Genomic DNA, 17,416 nt, shown 5'->3' on the forward strand with positions numbered 1-17,416 from the left:
GTGGGGTGTGCACCGCTGTGCACACCCCACCGGTGGATCCACAGGTCGACATGACGTCCCGCCCCCAGGGTTGTCCACCACGTGTGGAGAACGGGTGTTCGAGTGCACCCGTCTGACCTGCGCGTTCGTATCGGCTGGGGCGCGTGTGACGAGCAGGACGGCGACGTAACTACAGCTCTGTTCTTTGTCCCCAGCTGTGTACCCAGCTGTGGACGAGTCGACATGACCGCACCCTGTGGACGGTCACCGCCTGCTACCGCGGCCCTGCGGTCGAGGAGTCGACACGCGCGCTTAACAGGGCACTTACCCGTCCGCGGACACCGTCCCCAGGTCCCGCGGCCTGTGGACGGAGCGGTCCGCCTCCGATCCCGTCCACCTGGGAGGGTGGGGACGTGCAGTGGGCGGCCCGGACGGCGGAGACGGTGGTGCTGGGGCTCGGCGGGCTGCTGCTCGTCCTGGCGGCCCTGACGCTCGACGCCGGAGGCCGGGTGCTGGTCGGCGCGGCGGGCGTCCTGCTGCTCGCGCTGGCGGTGCGCGACGTGGTGCTGCGGCCCCGGCTGTCGGCCGACACGGGCGGCGTCGTCGTCCGCGGCCTCTCCGGGCGCACCACGCTCCCCTGGCCGCTGCTGCGCGTGCGGCTGCGCACGACGCGGCGGCTGGGCGTGCGCTCGCGGCTGCTCGAGCTGGACACCGCGGCCGGGCCCGACGACGACGGCGTCCTGGTGCTCCTCGGCCGGCACGACCTGGGCGCCGACCCCGCGGCCGTGGCCGCCGCGCTGGAGGCGCTCCGGCCGGCCTGAGCGGCGGGCCCGTCCGGGCCCGGGAGCCCACGGGCCCGCAGGCTCAGAGCCCGAGGACGACCACGGGCACCGGGACGACCAGCACGAGGACGACCATCGCGACGGCGAGCAGCGCCAGCCCGGCAGCCTGCACGGCGACGCGGCGGCGGGCGAGCACCAGCAGCGTGGTGGCCAGCAGGCCGGCGGCGAGGCCGCCGAGGTGCCCGAGCAGCGAGACGCCGGGCAGGAAGCTGATGACGACGTTGATCGCCAGGAGGGTGAGCAGGCCGCGCAGGTCCTGCCGGGCGGCGACGAGCAGCACGCCGAGCGCCCCGAGCAGGCCGTAGATGGCCGCGGAGGCGCCGGCGACGGGGCGGCCGGGGTCGCCGAACAGCTCGATGGCCACGGCGCCGCCGAGCGCGGCGACGAGGTAGACGGCGAGGTAGCGCCACCAGCCCAGCCGCGCCTCGATCTCGGGACCGAACAACAGCAGGCTGAGCATGTTCAGCAGCAGGTGGGTGATCCCGATGTGCAGGAACGCGCTGGTGATCAGCCGCCAGTCCTGGCCGTAGACGTCGACGAGGACGGGGACGAGCGAGAAGTCGCGGAAGACCTCGGACCGGTAGTTCTCCAGAGGGCTCGCGCCCTCGGACACCGCCGAGATCGCGGTGATGACGAAGACGACGACGTTGACCGCCACGAGGGTGGCGGTGACCGGGCCGAAGCGGCGGCGGGCGGTGCTCCAGCCGGAGGCCCGGCGCGGGCGACGGACCCCGGCGTTGCCGGCGCGCACGTCGTCGGGGCACTGGAAGCCGACGGCGGCCGGTGTCATGCACTCCGGGCAGATGGGCCGGTCGCAGCGCGCGCAGCGCACGCCCGTGGGCCGGTCCGGGTGCCGGTAGCAGGTGGTCGGCGGGGGCGCCGGCGGCGGCACCGCGCCGCCGGCGCCCTCGTCGGGCGGGGAACCGGTCAGCTGCGCTGCACCTCGACCGACTCGATGACGACGTCCTCGACGGGCTTGTCGTTGCGGCCGGTGCGCACGGTCGAGATGCGGTCGACGACCTCGCGGCTGGCGGGGTCGGTCACCTCGCCGAAGATCGTGTGCTTGCGGTTCAGGTGCGGGGTCGGGCCCACGGTGATGAAGAACTGCGAGCCGTTGGTGCCGGGGCCGGCGTTGGCCATCGCGAGCAGGTAGGGCCGGTCGAACTGCAGCTCGGGGTGGAACTCGTCGCCGAACTGGTAGCCGGGGCCGCCGAAGCCCTGACCCAGCGGGTCGCCGCCCTGGATCATGAAGCCGGAGATGATCCGGTGGAAGATCGTGCCGTCGTAGAGCTTGTCGGTGGTCTTCTGCCGGGTGGCCGGGTGCGTCCACTCACGGCGGCCCTCGGCCAGGTCCGCGAAGTTCGCGACCGTCTTGGGCGCGTGGTCCGGGAACAGGTCGACGGTGATGTCGCCGTGGTTGGTGTGCAGCACCGCGCGGCGGGCGGGCGAGGTCGATTCGGTCACGCCGTCCACTCTCCCATCCCGCGTGCGGGGGGGCCGGGGCCCGCCCCCACGCCGGGGGGGGGCTCAGGGCCGGGCCTCCACGACCAGGTTGAACGGCGTGCTCGCCGCACGGCGCACCCGCGTGAAGCCGGCCTCGCGCAGCAGCGCCGTCAGCCGGGCCTCGCCGGCCTGGGCGCCGAGCGCGGTCGCGGGCGGCGCGGTCTTGGAGTGTGCGACGCAGATCGCCGTGGACGCCGTGTAGTACAGCCGGCCGACCGGGTTCAGGTTGTCCTCCAGCCGGTCCCCCGCGAAGGGCTCGACCAGCATGAAGACGCCGTCGTCGGCGAGCGCCTCGCGGATGTGCCGCGCCGCGCCCAGCGGGTCGGGCATGTCGTGCAGCGCGTCGAAGACGGTCACCAGGTCGTACCCGGTGCCCGGGAAGTCCGCGGCCGTGGCCACCTCGAACGACACCCGGTGGGTGAGGCCGGCGTCGCCCGCCCGCTTGCCCGCCACCTCGACCGAGCCCCGGTGGTAGTCGAAGCCGGTGACCGTGGCGGCCGGGTAGGCCTGCGCCATGAGCAGGCTGGAGGCGCCGTGGCCGCAGCCGACGTCGGCCACCCGCGCGCCGCTGCGCAGCCGCTCCTCGACGCCGTCGAGCGCGGGGATCCACGACGGGACCAGCGCGGCGGCGTAGCCGGGCCGGAAGAAGCGCTCGGTGCCCTCGAACAGCTCCGGGTCGTGCCGGTGCCAGGCGAAGCCGCTGCCGGTGCGCACGGCCTCGGTCACCGGCTCGACGTTGCGGGCCAGCGCCACCGGGAGGTGGAAGGCCGCGGCGGCCTGCATGCCGTCGGGCGCGGCGAGCAGGAAGGCCTGCTCCTCGGTGAGCGAGAAGCGCTCGGTGTCCGGGTCGTAGGTGACGTAGCCGCCGGCGGCCTGGCCGGACAGCCACTCGCGGACGTGCCGCTCGTCGACGCCGGCCTGCCGGGCGACGTCCTCCGGCGTCGCGGGCATGACCGCGGCGAGCGCCTGGTAGAGGCCGAGCCGGTCGCCGATGACGGCGTTGACGGCGTGGAAGCCCGCCCCGACGTCGGTGACGAAGCGGCCGAGCAGGGCATCGAGGCGGTCCTGGTCGATGGTCATGGCCATCCCCTGGGGGTGCGGGTGGGTGCGGGGAGCCCGCGGGGCGGGCCCGGGGTGCGCCGACGGCCCGGGGCCGGGGGCGCGGGAGGGCGGCCGCGTCACGGCCGCCCGGCGCCGGCCTGCTGCTGCGCAGGCAGCCGGGACACTGGCCCCGCTGCCGGGCCGTCGTCAACGGAGACGCTCCCGGCTCGCCCGGCCCCGCCGCGGTCGGCCAGCCGGCAGGCCAGCGCCACCGCCGCGAGGCCGGCGACGACCCACCACGGGTGCGCGAAGGCCGCCTCCTCCACGTCGGCGAGCGGATCGGCGAGCAGGCCCAGCCGGTCGAGGGCCCACCCGGTGGCCGCCGCCAGCGCGACCGCCGCCCCGGCCAGGCGGAGCACCGGGTACCAGCGGGTGCGCGAGGCCAGGTACAGCGACGGGAAGACCAGGGCGACGGCGGCCAGCTGCGCGAGCTCGACGCCGACGTTGAAGGCCAGCAGCGCGGGCACCGACGCCGAGCCGTCCAGCCCGAGGTCGGTGAGGATCCCGGCGAAGGCGAGGCCGTGCACCAGCCCGAAGCCGCCGGCGACGAGGACCTCGCCGCGGCGGGCCAGCGGACGGACGGCGTGCACCGCCGCCACGCCCACCGAGACCGCGATGAGCACCTCGACCGGTGCCGACGGCACCGTCACCCAGCCGAGCGCGGCCGCGAGGAGGGTCAGCGAGTGCCCGGCGGTGAACGCGGTGACGACGGCGAGGACGCGGCGCAGCGCGGGCAGCAGGCCCTCCCGGCGCTGCCAGTGGCCCGCGCGCACGACCAGCGGCGCCACCAGCAGCAGGGTGAGCAGGAAGAGCAGGTGGTCGGCGCCCTCGAGGACGTGGTGCAGGCCGTACCCGACCATGTCGGCCGGCCCCGTCGAGGCGGTCTCCCCCACCTGCAGGCTGCCGTCGGTGGCGGTGAGGACCCCCGCGGTGGAGATGTCCCCCGCCGCGTCGGTGAGCACGACGACGGCCTCGTGCGACGGCACCGCGTCGATGACGCCGTCGTAGGCGAGCGTGAAGGCGGACGGGTCGGCGCCGGCGGGGTCGAGGGTGACGGTCGCGCTGAGGGACTCGATGCCCTCCACGGACTCGCGGACGACGTCGGACCACGTCTCGCTCCACACGGTGCCGTCGGCGCCGGCGACCGTCAGGTGCTCGCCGAGGTAGGCCGTGACCGCGTCGGCGTAGGAGGCGACGTCGGTACTGCTGGTGTGGTCGGTGCCCAGTGCCTGGTCGAGGGTCTCGAGGGCGACGCTGACGGTGACCTCGACGGAGTCCTCGCCGACCACCGCGGACAGCGTGCTGCTCCCGAGGCTGTGCGCGCTCGCGACGCCGGGGGCAAGCAGCACGAGGCCGCCGGCGAGGACGGTCGTCAGGGCGGCGGTCCCGGCGGCCGGGAGGAGGGCGCGGCGCAGGCGGGCGCGCCGGGGCTGGGAGGACATGGGTCCCGAGGGTGCGGAGCGGTCCTGGCAGCACCCGGGGAGCGGGCTGTGGACGCGTGCAGGGACCCCGCAGCGACCTCCCGGGCGGTGTCCAGCCTGCGTCCAGGCGGCCACCGGAGTCTCGGCCTCGACCGACTCACCCCGAACCGAGATGAGCCACCCGTGAAGCTCCGCACGACCCTCGCCGCCCTCCTGCTCACCGCCGTCGTCCCCGTCGCCGCCGCCTGCGGCACGACCGCCGAGGCGGCCTCCACGACGACCGGCACGAGCACGTCGGCCAGCACCGAGAGCAGCACCACCGACACCGGGTTCCCCGGCGGAGGAGGCCAGGGCGGCGGCCCCGGCGGCATCGACGTCTCCTCCGTCGACACCGAGGCCGAGCTCGTCGAGCTCGTCCAGGAGGCCTACGGCGACGTCGGCCTCGACCTGCACCGCGGCCACCAGCCCGTACAGGACGTGCTCGACGAGGTGCTGACCATCAGCCACGACGAGCTGCACGTCCGGATGGACGCCGGGCAGAACCTGGCCGCCGTCGCCGAGGACCTCGGCATCGACCCGCAGGAGCTCGTCGACGCGCTGACGGACTCCTGGGGGACGGCGATCGACGCCGTGCTCGCCTCGGGTGAGATCACCGAGGACGAGGCCGAGCAGTACCGGGCGGCGCTCGAGGAGGCGTTCAGCTTCCGCGTGCACTGGGACGGCGAGGAGGCGACGCCGACCTTCTCCGGCCTGGACGCCTGAGACGCCTGAGACGCCTGACCGTGGCGGCCGGCGCCCTCCGGACGGGGGCGCCGGCGGGCGGAGTGGAGACGAGGGGAATCGAACCCCTAACCCCCGCCTTGCAAAGGCGGTGCTCTGCCAATTGAGCTACGTCCCCGGGGCGGCCCCGTCGCGGGGGCCGCGGGTCAGCGGGTGGTGGGGCGGCTGACGGCCTGCGGGCCGTTGGTGGCCTCGTGCCACAGGTCGGCCTCGCCCTTGCCCGCGCCGGCGGAGCGACGGCGGACGGCGACGACGGCACCGGCCGCCGCGGCGACCAGGGCCAGCTGCTTGAGCACTCGGTACCTCCTGGGGACGACCGCGGCGCCGGACGGGGCCGCGCTGCCGCGGTGCTCGGGGCACCGGTACACGGGTGGGCCTGGGAGGACTTGAACCTCCGGCCTCATCCTTATCAGGGATGCGCTCTAACCGCCTGAGCTACAGGCCCGTGAACCTCGACCAGCTTACAAGGGCGTCCCGGGGCCCCGGCGGGCGGGGCCCCGGAGCGTCCTAGTCGCGCTCGGCGAGGGTGACCTCCAGGCCGCCGACGAGGTCGGCGCAGAGGTTGTAGATGAACGCCGCGACGGTGCACAGCGCGGTCATGAGCACGATGTTGATCGCGCCGATGACGGCCGCGCCGCCGAAGACGATGCCCGGGGTGATGACGTCGCCGCCGCCCTCGCCGCCGGACGCGGTGCCCAGCTGGCCGAACAGGTCGTTGAGGGTGTCGAAGACGCCCAGGCCGGACAGGACGCCGAAGAGGATCCCGACCGCGACCATCCAGATGAAGAACATCGCGATCGACACGACCAGCGAGATCTTCAGCGCCGACCAGGTGTCGATGTGCCGCAGCTGCAGGCGGGCCCGGCGCGGGCCGCGGTTGCCGCGGTTCTTGGCGGGCCGGCCGGCCTGCGGGGCAGGCTGCTGCGCCGCCTGCTGCGAGGCCTGCTGCTGGGGGACCTGCTGGTGCGGGGCGTGCTGCACCGGCTGCTGGGGAGCCTGGTGGGGAGCCTGCTGGGGCGCCCGGCCGGCCGCGGGCGGTACCGCCTGGCCGGCCGACGGCGGCGGCACGGTCGCGTCGGCCGGGACGCCCGCCTGCTGCGCCGGCACCTGCCCGCTGATCGGCTTGGTCAGCGACGCCGCCGGACCGGACGGGGCGGCACCCGGGGAGCCCGCACCGGCGGGGGCGGCCCCCACGGCGGACGCGCCGGCCGGGGCTGCCGGCGTCTGCCCGGTCGCGGGCGCCGAGCCCGTCGCCGGGGCTCCGTCCGCTCCGGCTGCGCCCTCCGGGCGGACCCCGGTGCGCACCGCCTGCGGCCGGTCGCTCATGCCGTTCTCCCGTTCGCCTGCGGCCCTCGCCGCGCTCTCGCGCCCGGGGTGCCCGGCGGGGAGCCGGTGGCGCCCGGGCGCCGGTCGTGTCCGTCAGCGGGAGCCGGGGGCGCGTGGCGGCCGGAGGCCACCACGCGCCGTGCTCCCGGTCTCACCCTAGGCGGCGGGCTCGTCGTTGTCCGTCGTCCGCGCGATCGCCACGATCGTCACGTCCTCGGGCAAGTTCATGAGCTTGACACCCATGGTGGCCCGGTCCTTGTTGTGGCGCACCCCGTTGACCGGGGTCCGGATGACGCCGCCGCCGGAGGTGATGGCGTACAGCTCGTCGCCCAGCCGCACCGCCAGGGCCCCGACCAGCGCGCCCTTGCGCGCCTTGGGGTCGGCGGTGAGCACGCCCTTCCCGCCGCGGCCCTGCGGCGGGTAGTTCTCGATGCCGGTGCGCTTGGCGAAGCCGCGCTCGGTGGCGACGAGGACGTCGACGCCCTCCTCGACGACCATCATCGACAGCAGCCGGTCGCCGGGGGACAGCGCGATGCCGCGGACGCCCTCGGTGGCCCGGCCCATCGGCCGCAGCGTCGCGTCGTCGGCCTTGAACCGGATCGACATCGCCGAGCGGGTGACCAGCAGCAGGTCCTGCTCCGGGTCGATGAGCGCCGCACCGACCAGCTCGTCGCCCTCGCGCAGGTTGATGGCGATGACGCCGCCGCTGCGCGGGGAGTCGAAGTCCGACAGCCGGGTCTTCTTGACCTGCCCGTTCGCGGTGGCCAGGACCAGGTACGGCGCGACGCCGTAGTCCTTGATCTGCATGACCTGGGCGATCTTCTCGTCGGGCTGGAAGGCCAGGAGGTTGGCCACGTGCTGGCCGCGCGCGGTGCGGTTGGCCTCGGGCAGCTCGTAGGCCTTGGCCCGGTACACCCGGCCCTTGGTCGTGAAGAACAGGATCCAGTCGTGGGTGGAGCCCACGAAGAAGTGGTCGACGAGGTCGTCCTGCTTGAGCTGGGCGCCCATGACGCCCTTCCCGCCGCGGCGCTGGGACCGGTAGAGGTCGCTCTTGGTCCGCTTGGCGTAGCCGGTGCGGGTGATGGTGACGACGACCTCCTCCTCCGCGATGAGGTCCTCCATCGTCACGTCGCCGTCGTTGGCGATGAACTTCGTGCGCCGGTCGTCGCCGTACTTCTCGACGATCTCGGCCAGCTCGTCGCGGATGATCTGCCGCTGGCGCTCCGGGGAGTCGAGGATCGCCTGCAGGTCGGCGATGCGGGCCTCGATCTCGGCGAGCTCGTCCATGATCCGCTGGCGCTCGAGGGCGGCCAGCCGGCGCAGCTGCAGGTCGAGGATCGCGACGGCCTGCACCTCGTCGACGTCGAGGAGCTCCATCAGGCCCGTCCGCGCGGCCTCGGCGGACTCGCTGTTGCGGATGAGCGCGATGACGGCGTCGAGCTGGTCGAGGGCCTTGGCGTAGCCGCGCAGGATGTGCGCGCGCTCCTCGGCCTTGCGCAGCCGGTAGCGGGTCCGCCGCTGGATGACCTCGATCTGGTGGTCGACGTACAGGCGGACGAGCTCGTCGAGGCGCAGCGTCCGCGGGACGCCGTCGACGATCGAGAGCATGTTGCAGCCGAAGGACGTCTGCAGCTGGGTGTGCTTGTAGAGGTTGTTCAGCACGACCTTGGCCACGGCGTCGCGGCGCAGGGTGATGACCAGCCGGCGGCCCACGCGGTCGCTGGACTCGTCGGCGATCTCGCTGATGCCCTGCAGCCGGCCGTCCTTGACCGCGTCGGCGATCGCCTCGGCCAGGTTGTCCGGGTTGACCTGGTAGGGCAGCTCGGTGACGACGAGCTGCACCCGGCCGCGGGAGTCCTCCTCGACGGTGACCACCGCGCGCATGCGGACCGAGCCGCGGCCGGTGCGGTAGGCGTCCTCGATGCCGTCGCGGCCCACGATCAGGCCGTAGGTGGGGAAGTCAGGGCCCTTGATCCGCTCCATGCACGCGGTGAGGGCCTCCTCCGGCTCGGCGTCGGGGTGCTCGAGCACCCAGAACACCGCCTCGGCGACCTCGCGCAGGTTGTGCGGCGGCATGTTGGTGGCCATGCCGACGGCGATGCCGGCCGAGCCGTTGATGAGCAGGTTGGGGATGCGCCCCGGCAGGACCAGCGGCTCCTGGTTCTTGCCGTCGTAGTTGGGCTGGAAGTCGACGGTCTCCTCGTCGATGTTGGCCAGCATCTCCATGGCCAGCGGCGTCAGCCGGGCCTCGGTGTAGCGCATGGCCGCCGCCGGGTCGTTGCCCGGGGAGCCGAAGTTGCCCTGGCCGTCGACCAGCGGGTAGCGCATGGACCAGGGCTGGGCCAGCCGCACGAGGGCGTCGTAGATGGAGCTGTCGCCGTGCGGGTGGTAGTTACCCATGACCTCGCCGACGACGCGGGCGCACTTGACGTAGCCGCGGTCGGGGCGGAAGCCCTGGTCGTACATGGCGAACAGCACCCGGCGGTGCACCGGCTTGAGGCCGTCGCGCACCTCGGGCAGCGCGCGGCCCACGATCACGCTCATCGCGTAGTCGATGTAGGACCGCTGCATCTCCTGCTGGAGGTCGACCGGCTCGACGCGGTCGCGGTACGGGGTCTCGGTCACGTTCGGGTCTCCACAGGTCGGTGCACAGTCGGTGGACGAAGTCGCAGGTCAGCGACGTGTGGCAGGCCACCGGGAGGACCCCTCCCGGTGGCCTGCGCGTCACACGCCGCCGGTCTCAGACATCGAGGAAGCGGACGTCCTTGGCGTTGCGGGTGATGAAGCTGCGGCGGGCGTCGACGTCCTCGCCCATCAGCACGCTGAACAGCTCGTCGGCGGTGGCGGCGTCCTCGAGCGTGACCTGCAGCAGGATGCGGGTCTCGGGGTTCATCGTGGTCTCCCACAGCTCGGTCGCGTTCATCTCGCCGAGACCCTTGAACCGCTGGATCGCGTCGTCCTTGGGCAGCTTGCGGCCGGCCTCGGCACCCGCCTTGAGGACGGCGTCGCGCTCCTTGTCGGTGTAGACGTACTCGTCGCCGAACTTGCCGCCCCACTTGATCTTGTACAGCGGCGGCTGGGCCAGGTAGACGTGCCCGGCCTCGACCAGCGGCCGCATGAAGCGGAACAGCAGGGTGAGCAGCAGCGTGCGGATGTGCTGGCCGTCGACGTCGGCGTCGGCCATCAGGACGATCTTGTGGTACCGCAGCTTCGACAGGTCGAACTCGTCGTGGATGCCGGTGCCGAAGGCGGTGATCATCGACTGGACCTCGTTGTTCTTGAGGACCCGGTCGATGCGCGCCTTCTCGACGTTGATGATCTTGCCGCGGATCGGCAGGATCGCCTGGAACATCGAGTCGCGGCCGGACTTGGCCGAACCGCCGGCGGAGTCACCCTCGACGATGTAGATCTCCGAGGCCCGCGGGTCGGTGGAGCGGCAGTCGGCCAGCTTGCCCGGCAGCGAGTTGTTGCTCAGCAGGTTCTTGCGGGCGAGCTTGCGCGCGTCCTGCGCCGCGCGGCGGGCGCGGGCGGCCGAGGCGGCCTTGGTGATGATGGTCTTGGCCTCGGTCGGGTTGGCCTCGAACCAGTGCGAGATCTGCTCGTTGCAGATGCGCTGGACGAAGCCCTTGACCTCGGTGTTGCCGAGCTTGGTCTTCGTCTGGCCCTCGAACTGCGGGTCGCCGATCTTGACCGAGACGATCGCGGCCAGGCCCTCGCGGATGTCCTCGCCGGTGAGCTTCTCGTCCTTCTCCTTGAGGAGCTTCTTCTCGACGGCGTACCGGTTGACGATCGACGTCAGCGCGGTGCGGAAGCCCTCCTCGTGGGTGCCGCCCTCGTGCGTGTTGATCGTGTTGGCGAACGAGTAGACCGACTCCGAGTAGGCGTCGGACCACTGCATCGCGACCTCGACGCTCATCCGCATGTCGTTCTTGCCGGTGCCCTCGGCGCCGAAGCCGACGATCGAGCGGTGGATCGGCGTCTTCTTGGCGTTGATGTGGCGGACGTAGTCCTCGAGGCCGCCGTCGTACCGGTAGGTGATCTCGGTCGGCTCGAAGGCGGCGTCCTCGCTGCCGGGCGCCGGCGCCGCGTCGGCGACCGAGGTCTCCTCGGCCAGGCCGGTCTCGGCCTTGCCGCTGCCGGGCCGCTCGTCGCGCAGGACGATCGTCAGGCCCTTGTTGAGGAAGGCCATCTCCTGCAGCCGGCGGCTGATCGTGTCGAACGAGTAGGTCGTCGTCTCGAAGATGTCGCCGTCGGCCCAGAAGGTGATCTGGGTGCCGCGCTTGGTGGTGGGGCCGACCTCCTCGAGCGGGCCCGGCTTGGCCATCGCGTAGGACTGGTGCCACTCCCGGCCGTCGCGCCAGATGCGCACGTCGAGCGCGGTGGACAGCGCGTTGACGACGGTGACGCCGACGCCGTGCAGACCGCCGGAGACCGCGTAGCTCTTGCCGTCGAACTTGCCGCCGGCGTGCAGCACGGTCATGACGACCTCGACCGTGGGGCGCTTCTCGCGCGGGTGCATGTCGACCGGGATGCCGCGGCCGTTGTCCTCGACGCGGACGCCGCCGTCGGCCAGCAGCGTGACGCGGACGGTGTCGCAGAAGCCGGCCAGCGCCTCGTCGACGGAGTTGTCGACGACCTCCCACACCATGTGGTGCAGGCCGCGCTCACCGGTGGAGCCGATGTACATGCCGGGCCGCTTGCGGACCGCCTCGAGCCCCTCGAGGACGGTGATGGAGCTGCCGGAGTAGCTGGTGTCGGTCTGGGTCCGAGCGACCACGTGGGGCCCTTCTGTCGAGCAGCCGGCGCGCCGGCCCTCCCGTTGCGGGAGGGGCTCCGAGGGCGCACAGCGCCGCTCAGCCGGATGCTGGGGATTCCTGGCCTCCATGTTACCGGGTCCACCGACAGGAACGGCGTCACGCAGCCCCTGACGTCCGTTCTGCGCCACTCGCGGCACCGGCTGCACCACCGGTGTTGCCCCCGGGCCCGACACGCCCGCCCAGGGGCGCTGGGCGGGTCGCGCGTTCCACGTGGAACGCGCGCCGGGTCAGACCAGGAGCTGGGCGGCGGCGAGCTCGCGGTAGAGCGGGCTCGCGTCGACGAGCTCGGCGTGCGTCCCGCGGGCGACGACCCGGCCGCCGTCGAGGACGACGATCTGGTCGCTGTCGAGGACGGTGGACAGCCGGTGGGCGACGACGAGCAGCGCCCGGTCGGCGGCAGCGGCGGCCAGCGTCTCCCGCAGCAGGTTCTCGTTGCGGGCGTCGAGGCTGGCGGTCGGCTCGTCGAGCAGCAGCAGCGCCGGGCGGGCCAGCAGCGAGCGCGCGATCGCCAGCCGCTGCCGCTCGCCGCCGGACAGCAGCACGCCCTCGTCGCCGACCGGCACGTCGAGCCCGCGCGGGGAGCGCTGCACCACGCCGGTGAGGCCGACGTCGGCGAGCACCGCCCACAGCTCGTCGTCGGCGGCGTCGGGCGCGGCCAGCAGCAGGTTCTCCCGCACCGTGCCGGCCAGCACCGGGGCCTCCTGCTCGACGTAGCCGAGCTGTGCGCGCAGGGCCGCCCGCGGCAGCTCGCGGACGTCGGTGCCCGCCCACCGGATCGTGCCGCCCGACAGCGGGTAGAAGCCCTCGACCAGCGCCAGCACCGTCGACTTGCCCGCACCCGACGGGCCGACCAGCGCGACACGGCTGCCGGCCGGCACCGACAGCGAGACCCCGTCGAGGACGCGGGTGCCGTCGGGGTAGGCGAACGAGACGCCGTCGAGCTCGAGCAGCGGCACGCCGGCAGGCGGGGTGCGCGGGGCGGAGGTGGTGGCCCCGCCGACCTCGGCGACGTCGTCGCGCTCGGGCTCGAGGACCAGCACCTCCTGGATGCGGGCCAGCGCGCCGAGGCCGGTCTGCAGCTGCGTCCAGGCACCGACGGCCTGGCCCAGCGGCATGACCAGCAGGAACAGGTAGAGGATGAACGCGACCAGGTCGGCGACGGCGATCGAGCCGGTGGCCACCCGGTAGCCGCCGAGGCCGAGGACGGCGAGGAACGCGCCCTGGACGGCGATGGAGCCGGCCGGCGCCACGAGCGCCTCCACCCGGGCCACCGAGACCCCGGCCCGGTAGGCCCGCTCGGCGCTGGCGCCGACGGTGCCGACCTCCCGCGCGGTGGCGCCACTGGCCCGGATGGTGCGCACCGCCGACAGCGCCCGCTCGACGGCCGCCGTCATCGCGCCGACCTCCTCCTGGGCCCGGCGCGACAGCTTCCGGATCCGCCGGCTGCTCGCCACGACCACGGTCAGGCCGACCGCGACGGCGGTCACCGTGACCAGGAGCAGCCAGACGTCGACCAGCGCCATGGCCACCAGCGCGCCGACCGCCACGACCGCCGAGCCGACCACCTCGACCACACCGGAGGTCACCGTGGCGCGCAGCAGCGTGGTGTCGGCGCCCACCCGGGACATCAGGTCGCCGGTGCGCCGCCGGTCGTACTCGGCGACGGGCAGCCGCAGCAGCCGGTCGGCGACGGTCCGGCGGGTGGTGAGGACGACGCCCTCCCCCGTGCGCTGCAGCAGGTAGGACTGGAACGCGTTCAACACCGCGCCCGCCACCAGGACCAGCAGCAGCGCCGCGACGGCGGGCAGCAGGGGGCGCCCGGCGCCGACGGCGGAGATGACCCGGCCGGTGAGCGCGGGCTGGGCCAGCGCCGCCGCCGCGCCCACCAGCGACAGCCCGGCGGCGGCCAGGAGCGCCCGCCGGTGCGGGCGCACCAGCGGCAGGAGCTCGCGCAGCCCCGCGGCCGGCGCCGGCCCGGGAGCGGCCGGCCCCGGAGCGGCCGGCTCGGCGGTCTGCCCGGCGGTCTGCCCGGCGGCGGGCTGCCCGGGGGTGGTCACGGTGCGGACGCCGGCCGGCCGCGGCTCAGGCGGCGCCGGCCAGGGCGGCGACCATCGCCGTCAGCAGCCGGGCGTGGTGCTCGATGAGGGCGGGCCGGTGCCCGTCGGGGCGGACGGCGGCCAGGTGGCCGGCGGCCGCCCAGAACTCGTCACCGTCGTCGCTGCGCAGCAGCAGGTCGCGCACGACCGGGTCGGCGACCAGCCGGCGCACCGCCGGGCCGTCCTCGGCGGTGAGCAGCACCCACCGGTCGTCGAGCGCCTGGTCGCCGCTGGGCACGTGCAGCAGCCCGCCGGTGCGGTGCCGCCAGAACCGCGCCGGGGACAGCCGCAGCCCGGGCGGCAGGGGCACCAGCACCGGCGCGGCGGTGACCGCCCACTCCGGCACGGTGTGGCGCTTGTCGGTGTAGACGACGTCGAAGGCGACGAGCTCGAGGTTCCCGGAGCGGCCGCGCATCACCCCGGCCGCGCGGTGGTCGCGGGTGGCGCGCACCGGCGCGCTGACGACCAGCTCGGCGAGGACCGCGTCCTCGGGGGCGGTACCGTCGGAGATCGTCCAGCCGTGCTGCAGCGCCCAGCCCTGCGCGCCGACCGTGTCGCCCCGGTAGGCGAAGACCTGCTCGACGACGCCCGGCGTCCGCTGCCGCGGGGCGGCCGGGGACCAGGACACCACCGGCCCGCCGGCCGCCGGGTCGCGCCGGTCGCCGTCCGGGGCCGTCTCCCCGTCCCCGGGGTGGGCCTCCTCCCGGCGCTCGTCGCCGAGGTGGGCCGGCTCCTGCCAGCGGGGGTCGTCGTCCCGGCGGTCGTCGGGGCGCTCGTCTCCGGAGCCGCTGTCCCGGGGGCTGCTCATCGCTGCACCGTCCTCATCCGTACGTGTCGCGGGGCCCCCGACCGCGGACCGACCGCGGACCCTTCTTCCAGCTCGGGGCCGTCGGTCCGACAACGCGCAGCCGGGTCACGACGTCCCCGCCCACCGAGGCGCGCAGCTTGGCCAGGATCGTCGGCGCGAGCAGCCGCAGCTGGGTGGCCCAGGCGGTGGACTCGGCGACGACGAGCAGCTCGCCCTCGGTGAGGGTCTCCGGCCGGCAGTGCGCGGCGATGTCCGGGCCGACCAGCGCCGACCAGCGGCCGAACACCGCCCCGACGCGGGTCTGCTCGGTCCAGTCCTGGGTGTTCACCAGCGAGTCGACCAGCCTGCCCAGGGGCTGCGGGTCGTCGTCGCCGGGGCGCGGGCCGCTCCACCGCCGGCGCGGGCCGGCCACCCGGCGGCGGGTCGGCGCGGGCCGCGCCGCGGAGGCCGCGCGGGCCGCCTCCAGCGCGGCGCGGGCGATGTCGCTCGGCCGGGCCGGCCGGTCCTCGCTCACGGGGCGCCCTCCTCGTCGTCGGCCGGGTTCTCGACCGTCAGGATCGCGTGTCCCCCGCCGACCTCCACGCGGGCGCCCCGGAGCTCCGGCGGCACGTCGTCGAGGACGGCGGCGGTGATGAGCGTCTGCTCGGCGGCGCGGGCGACCTCGGACAGCGCGGCCCGCCGCCCGGCGTCGAGGGTGGCGAAGACGTCGTCGAGGACGAGCACCGGCTCCTCGCCGTCGGCGCGCAGCAGCGCGAAGCAGCCGAGCTTGAGGGCCAGGGCCAGCGACCAGGACTCCCCGTGGCTGGCGAAGCCCTTGGCCGGCGCGGGTCCGAGGTGCAGCACGAGGTCGTCGCGGTGCGGGCCGACCAGCGTCATGCCGCGGTCGACCTCGTCGCGCCGCCGCTCGGCGATCCGCTCGCGCAGCGCCGCCGACAGCTCGCCCGCGGTCGGCGCGGCCGCGCCCTCGGCCAGCGGAGCGCCGTCACCGGCCAGCGGGACGGTGCTCGTGTACCCGAGGCCGGCGGTCGCCGCGCCCTCGCCGGCGACCGTCGCGTAGGCCCGCGCCACGTGCGGCGCGAGGTCGGCCACCAGCGCCAGCCGGGCGGCCAGCAGCTGCCCGCCGAGGTCGACGAGGTGGGCGTCCCAGACGTCGAGCGTCGCCAGCGCGTCGCCGCGGGCCATCCGCGCGGTCTTGAGCAGGGCGTTGCGCTGCTTGAGCACCCGCTCGTAGTCGCTGCGGACCCCGGCCAGCCGCGGCGTCCGGCTGACCAGCAGGTCGTCGAGGAACCGGCGCCGCTCGGCCGGGTCGCCGCGGACCAGCGCGAGGTCCTCCGGGGCGAACAGCACGCTCTTCACCAGGCCGAGCAGCTCCCGCGGCCGGGCCAGCGGCGAGCGGTTGACCCGCACGCGGTTGGCCCGGCCGGGGTTGATCTCCACCTCGACGAGCAGCTCGCGGTCCTCCCGGCGCAGCGCCGCCCGGACCACCGCCTGCGGCGCGCCGTGGCGCACCAGCGGCGCGTCGCCGGAGACCCGGTGGCTGCCCATGGTCGCGAGGTAGCCGACCGCCTCGACGAGGTTGGTCTTGCCCTCGCCGTTGCGCCCGACGAACACCGTCGGTCCCGGCCGCAGGGCGAGGTCGACCTTGTCCCAGCTGCGGAACCCGACGAGCTGCAGGTGCCGGACGTACACCTCAGTCCCGGTCGGGGAGGGAGGTCACGCGGGCTTCTCCATCTCCTCGGAGCCGGCCGCCTCGACGGCGTGCACCGCGTGCCCGCCGAACTGGTTGCGCAGCGCGGCGACCGCCTTCATGGTCGGCGAGTCCTCCTGGCGCGAGGAGAAGCGGGCGAACAGCGACGCCGCGATCGTGGGCATCGGGACGGCGTTCTCGATGGCCTCCATGACCGTCCAGCGCCCCTCGCCGGAGTCCTCGGCGTAGCCCCGGATGCGGTCGAGGCGCGGGTCCTCCTGCAGCGCCTTGACCAGCAGGTCCAGCAGCCAGGACCGGATGACGGTGCCCTGCGTCCAGGAGGCGATGACGCCCGGCACGTCCTCGACGACGTCGACGGCGGCCAGCAGCTCGTAACCCTCGCCGTAGGCCTGCATGAGCGCGTACTCGATGCCGTTGTGGACCATCTTCGCGTAGTGGCCCGCGCCCACCGGGCCGGCGTGCACGAAGCCGACGCCGGGCATCGGCTCACCGCGCTCGTCGTGCGGCGCGGGCGGGCGGAGGGCGTCGAACACCGGCTGCACCTTGGCGACGTCGTCCTTCGAGCCGCCCACCATCAGCGCGTAGCCGTTCTCCAGCCCCCAGACGCCGCCGGAGACGCCGCAGTCGAGGTAGCCGATGCCCTTCTCGGCCAGCAGGTCGGCGTGCACCTTGTCGTCGGTGAACTTGGAGTTGCCGCCGTCGACGACGACGTCGCCGGGCTCGAGCAGCTCACCGAGCTCGCGCACCGTCTGCCGGGTCGGCTCCCCCGCGGGGACCATCACCCACACCACGCGCGGGGCGGAGAGCGCGCCGACCAGCCCCTCGAGGCTGTCGACGTCCCGCTTGCCGGGCGCCCGGTCGTAACCCACGACCTCGTGACCGGCGCGGCGCAGCCGCTCGGCCATGTTGCCGCCCATCTTGCCCAGCCCGATCAGCCCCAGCTGCACGGCTCTTCCTCTCGTCGCACACCGTCGTCGTCATGCGGGCGCACGCGCCGGTGCGGGTGCCCGCGGGTGCGGTGCCCGGGCGCACGGC

The 17,416-nt window shown here is 74.5% G+C and carries 15 protein-coding genes and 2 tRNA genes; 2 read left to right on the forward strand and 15 right to left on the reverse strand.

Annotated features, from left to right (window positions below; genetic code table 11):
- Positions 1-392: 392 nt before the first annotated feature.
- A complete protein-coding gene (locus ACI79X_RS19550) occupies positions 393-800 on the forward strand; it encodes a PH domain-containing protein (RefSeq protein ID WP_457027087.1) in 408 nt (135 codons plus the stop codon).
- 43 nt (positions 801-843) lie between these two features.
- On the opposite strand, the gene ACI79X_RS19555 is transcribed toward ACI79X_RS19550, so the two are convergent.
- From ACI79X_RS19555 to ACI79X_RS19570, 4 genes are all read right to left on the reverse strand, one after another.
- A complete protein-coding gene (locus ACI79X_RS19555) occupies positions 844-1,611 on the reverse strand; it encodes a rhomboid family intramembrane serine protease (protein ID WP_457027088.1) in 768 nt (255 codons plus the stop codon).
- Positions 1,612-1,748: 137 nt separating this feature from the next.
- Positions 1,749-2,285 carry a peptidylprolyl isomerase gene (locus tag ACI79X_RS19560; protein ID WP_457027089.1) on the reverse strand — a complete coding sequence of 179 codons (537 nt, stop codon included), beginning with the start codon at positions 2,283-2,285 and terminating at the stop codon, positions 1,749-1,751.
- A 63-nt stretch (positions 2,286-2,348) separates the two neighbouring features.
- Positions 2,349-3,404 carry a class I SAM-dependent methyltransferase gene (locus ACI79X_RS19565; protein ID WP_457027090.1) on the reverse strand — a complete coding sequence of 352 codons (1,056 nt, stop codon included), beginning with the start codon at positions 3,402-3,404 and terminating at the stop codon, positions 2,349-2,351.
- 98 nt (positions 3,405-3,502) lie between these two features.
- Positions 3,503-4,867, reverse strand: a complete 1,365-nt coding sequence (locus tag ACI79X_RS19570; RefSeq protein WP_457027091.1) for a HupE/UreJ family protein — start codon at positions 4,865-4,867, stop codon at positions 3,503-3,505.
- A gap of 162 nt (positions 4,868-5,029) precedes the next feature.
- Between ACI79X_RS19570 and ACI79X_RS19575 the strand changes: the two genes are divergently transcribed.
- On the forward strand, positions 5,030-5,608 hold the full coding sequence (locus ACI79X_RS19575; RefSeq protein ID WP_457027092.1) for a hypothetical protein: 579 nt from the start codon (positions 5,030-5,032) through the stop codon (positions 5,606-5,608).
- A 63-nt stretch (positions 5,609-5,671) separates the two neighbouring features.
- Here the strand turns inward: ACI79X_RS19575 and ACI79X_RS19580 are convergent.
- The 11 genes from ACI79X_RS19580 to gnd all read right to left on the reverse strand — a co-directional run bounded on the left by ACI79X_RS19580 (position 5,672) and on the right by gnd (position 17,328).
- Positions 5,672-5,744 (reverse strand) — tRNA-Ala (locus ACI79X_RS19580).
- Between the two features lie 28 nt (positions 5,745-5,772).
- Entirely contained in the window at positions 5,773-5,922 is a 150-nt protein-coding gene (locus ACI79X_RS19585) for a DLW-39 family protein (RefSeq protein WP_457027093.1), read from the reverse strand.
- Positions 5,923-5,997: 75 nt separating this feature from the next.
- A tRNA-Ile gene (locus ACI79X_RS19590) sits at positions 5,998-6,071 on the reverse strand.
- 62 nt (positions 6,072-6,133) lie between these two features.
- On the reverse strand, positions 6,134-6,952 hold the full coding sequence (locus ACI79X_RS19595) for a DUF3566 domain-containing protein (protein ID WP_457027094.1): 819 nt from the start codon (positions 6,950-6,952) through the stop codon (positions 6,134-6,136).
- 156 nt (positions 6,953-7,108) lie between these two features.
- Positions 7,109-9,577, reverse strand: a complete 2,469-nt coding sequence (gene gyrA, locus ACI79X_RS19600; protein WP_457027095.1) for a DNA gyrase subunit A — start codon at positions 9,575-9,577, stop codon at positions 7,109-7,111.
- A gap of 115 nt (positions 9,578-9,692) precedes the next feature.
- Complete coding sequence (gene gyrB / locus ACI79X_RS19605; RefSeq protein ID WP_457027096.1) at positions 9,693-11,729, reverse strand: DNA topoisomerase (ATP-hydrolyzing) subunit B; 2,037 nt, start codon at positions 11,727-11,729, stop codon at positions 9,693-9,695.
- A gap of 267 nt (positions 11,730-11,996) precedes the next feature.
- Positions 11,997-13,826 (reverse strand): ABC transporter ATP-binding protein, encoded by a 1,830-nt coding sequence (locus ACI79X_RS19610; protein WP_457027097.1) that lies wholly within the window; start codon positions 13,824-13,826, stop codon positions 11,997-11,999.
- A gap of 25 nt (positions 13,827-13,851) precedes the next feature.
- Entirely contained in the window at positions 13,852-14,673 is an 822-nt protein-coding gene (locus ACI79X_RS19615; protein ID WP_457027098.1) for a hypothetical protein, read from the reverse strand.
- Between the two features lie 13 nt (positions 14,674-14,686).
- Positions 14,687-15,187 (reverse strand): DUF721 domain-containing protein, encoded by a 501-nt coding sequence (locus tag ACI79X_RS19620; protein WP_457027099.1) that lies wholly within the window; start codon positions 15,185-15,187, stop codon positions 14,687-14,689.
- Entirely contained in the window at positions 15,184-16,362 is a 1,179-nt protein-coding gene (gene recF / locus ACI79X_RS19625) for a DNA replication/repair protein RecF (RefSeq protein ID WP_457027100.1), read from the reverse strand. The genes ACI79X_RS19620 and recF overlap by 4 nt, the downstream gene beginning before the upstream one ends.
- A 24-nt stretch (positions 16,363-16,386) precedes the next feature.
- On the reverse strand, positions 16,387-17,328 hold the full coding sequence (gnd, locus tag ACI79X_RS19630) for a phosphogluconate dehydrogenase (NAD(+)-dependent, decarboxylating) (protein WP_457027101.1): 942 nt from the start codon (positions 17,326-17,328) through the stop codon (positions 16,387-16,389).
- Positions 17,329-17,416 lie beyond the last annotated feature (88 nt).

It is taken from the genome of Geodermatophilus sp. SYSU D01119 (assembly GCF_054049975.1).

Excerpts from the sequence above, each read along its gene's own strand:
- ACI79X_RS19555 (WP_457027088.1), bottom strand. The coding sequence starts at position 1,611 with ATGACACCGGCCGCCGTCGGCTTCCAGTGCCCCGACGACGTGCGCGCC.
- ACI79X_RS19565 (WP_457027090.1), bottom strand. The coding sequence starts at position 3,404 with ATGACCATCGACCAGGACCGCCTCGATGCCCTGCTCGGCCGCTTCGTC.
- ACI79X_RS19570 (WP_457027091.1), bottom strand. The coding sequence starts at position 4,867 with ATGTCCTCCCAGCCCCGGCGCGCCCGCCTGCGCCGCGCCCTCCTCCCG.
- ACI79X_RS19595 (WP_457027094.1), bottom strand. The coding sequence starts at position 6,952 with ATGAGCGACCGGCCGCAGGCGGTGCGCACCGGGGTCCGCCCGGAGGGC.
- ACI79X_RS19615 (WP_457027098.1), bottom strand. The coding sequence starts at position 14,673 with ATGAGCAGCCCCCGGGACAGCGGCTCCGGAGACGAGCGCCCCGACGAC.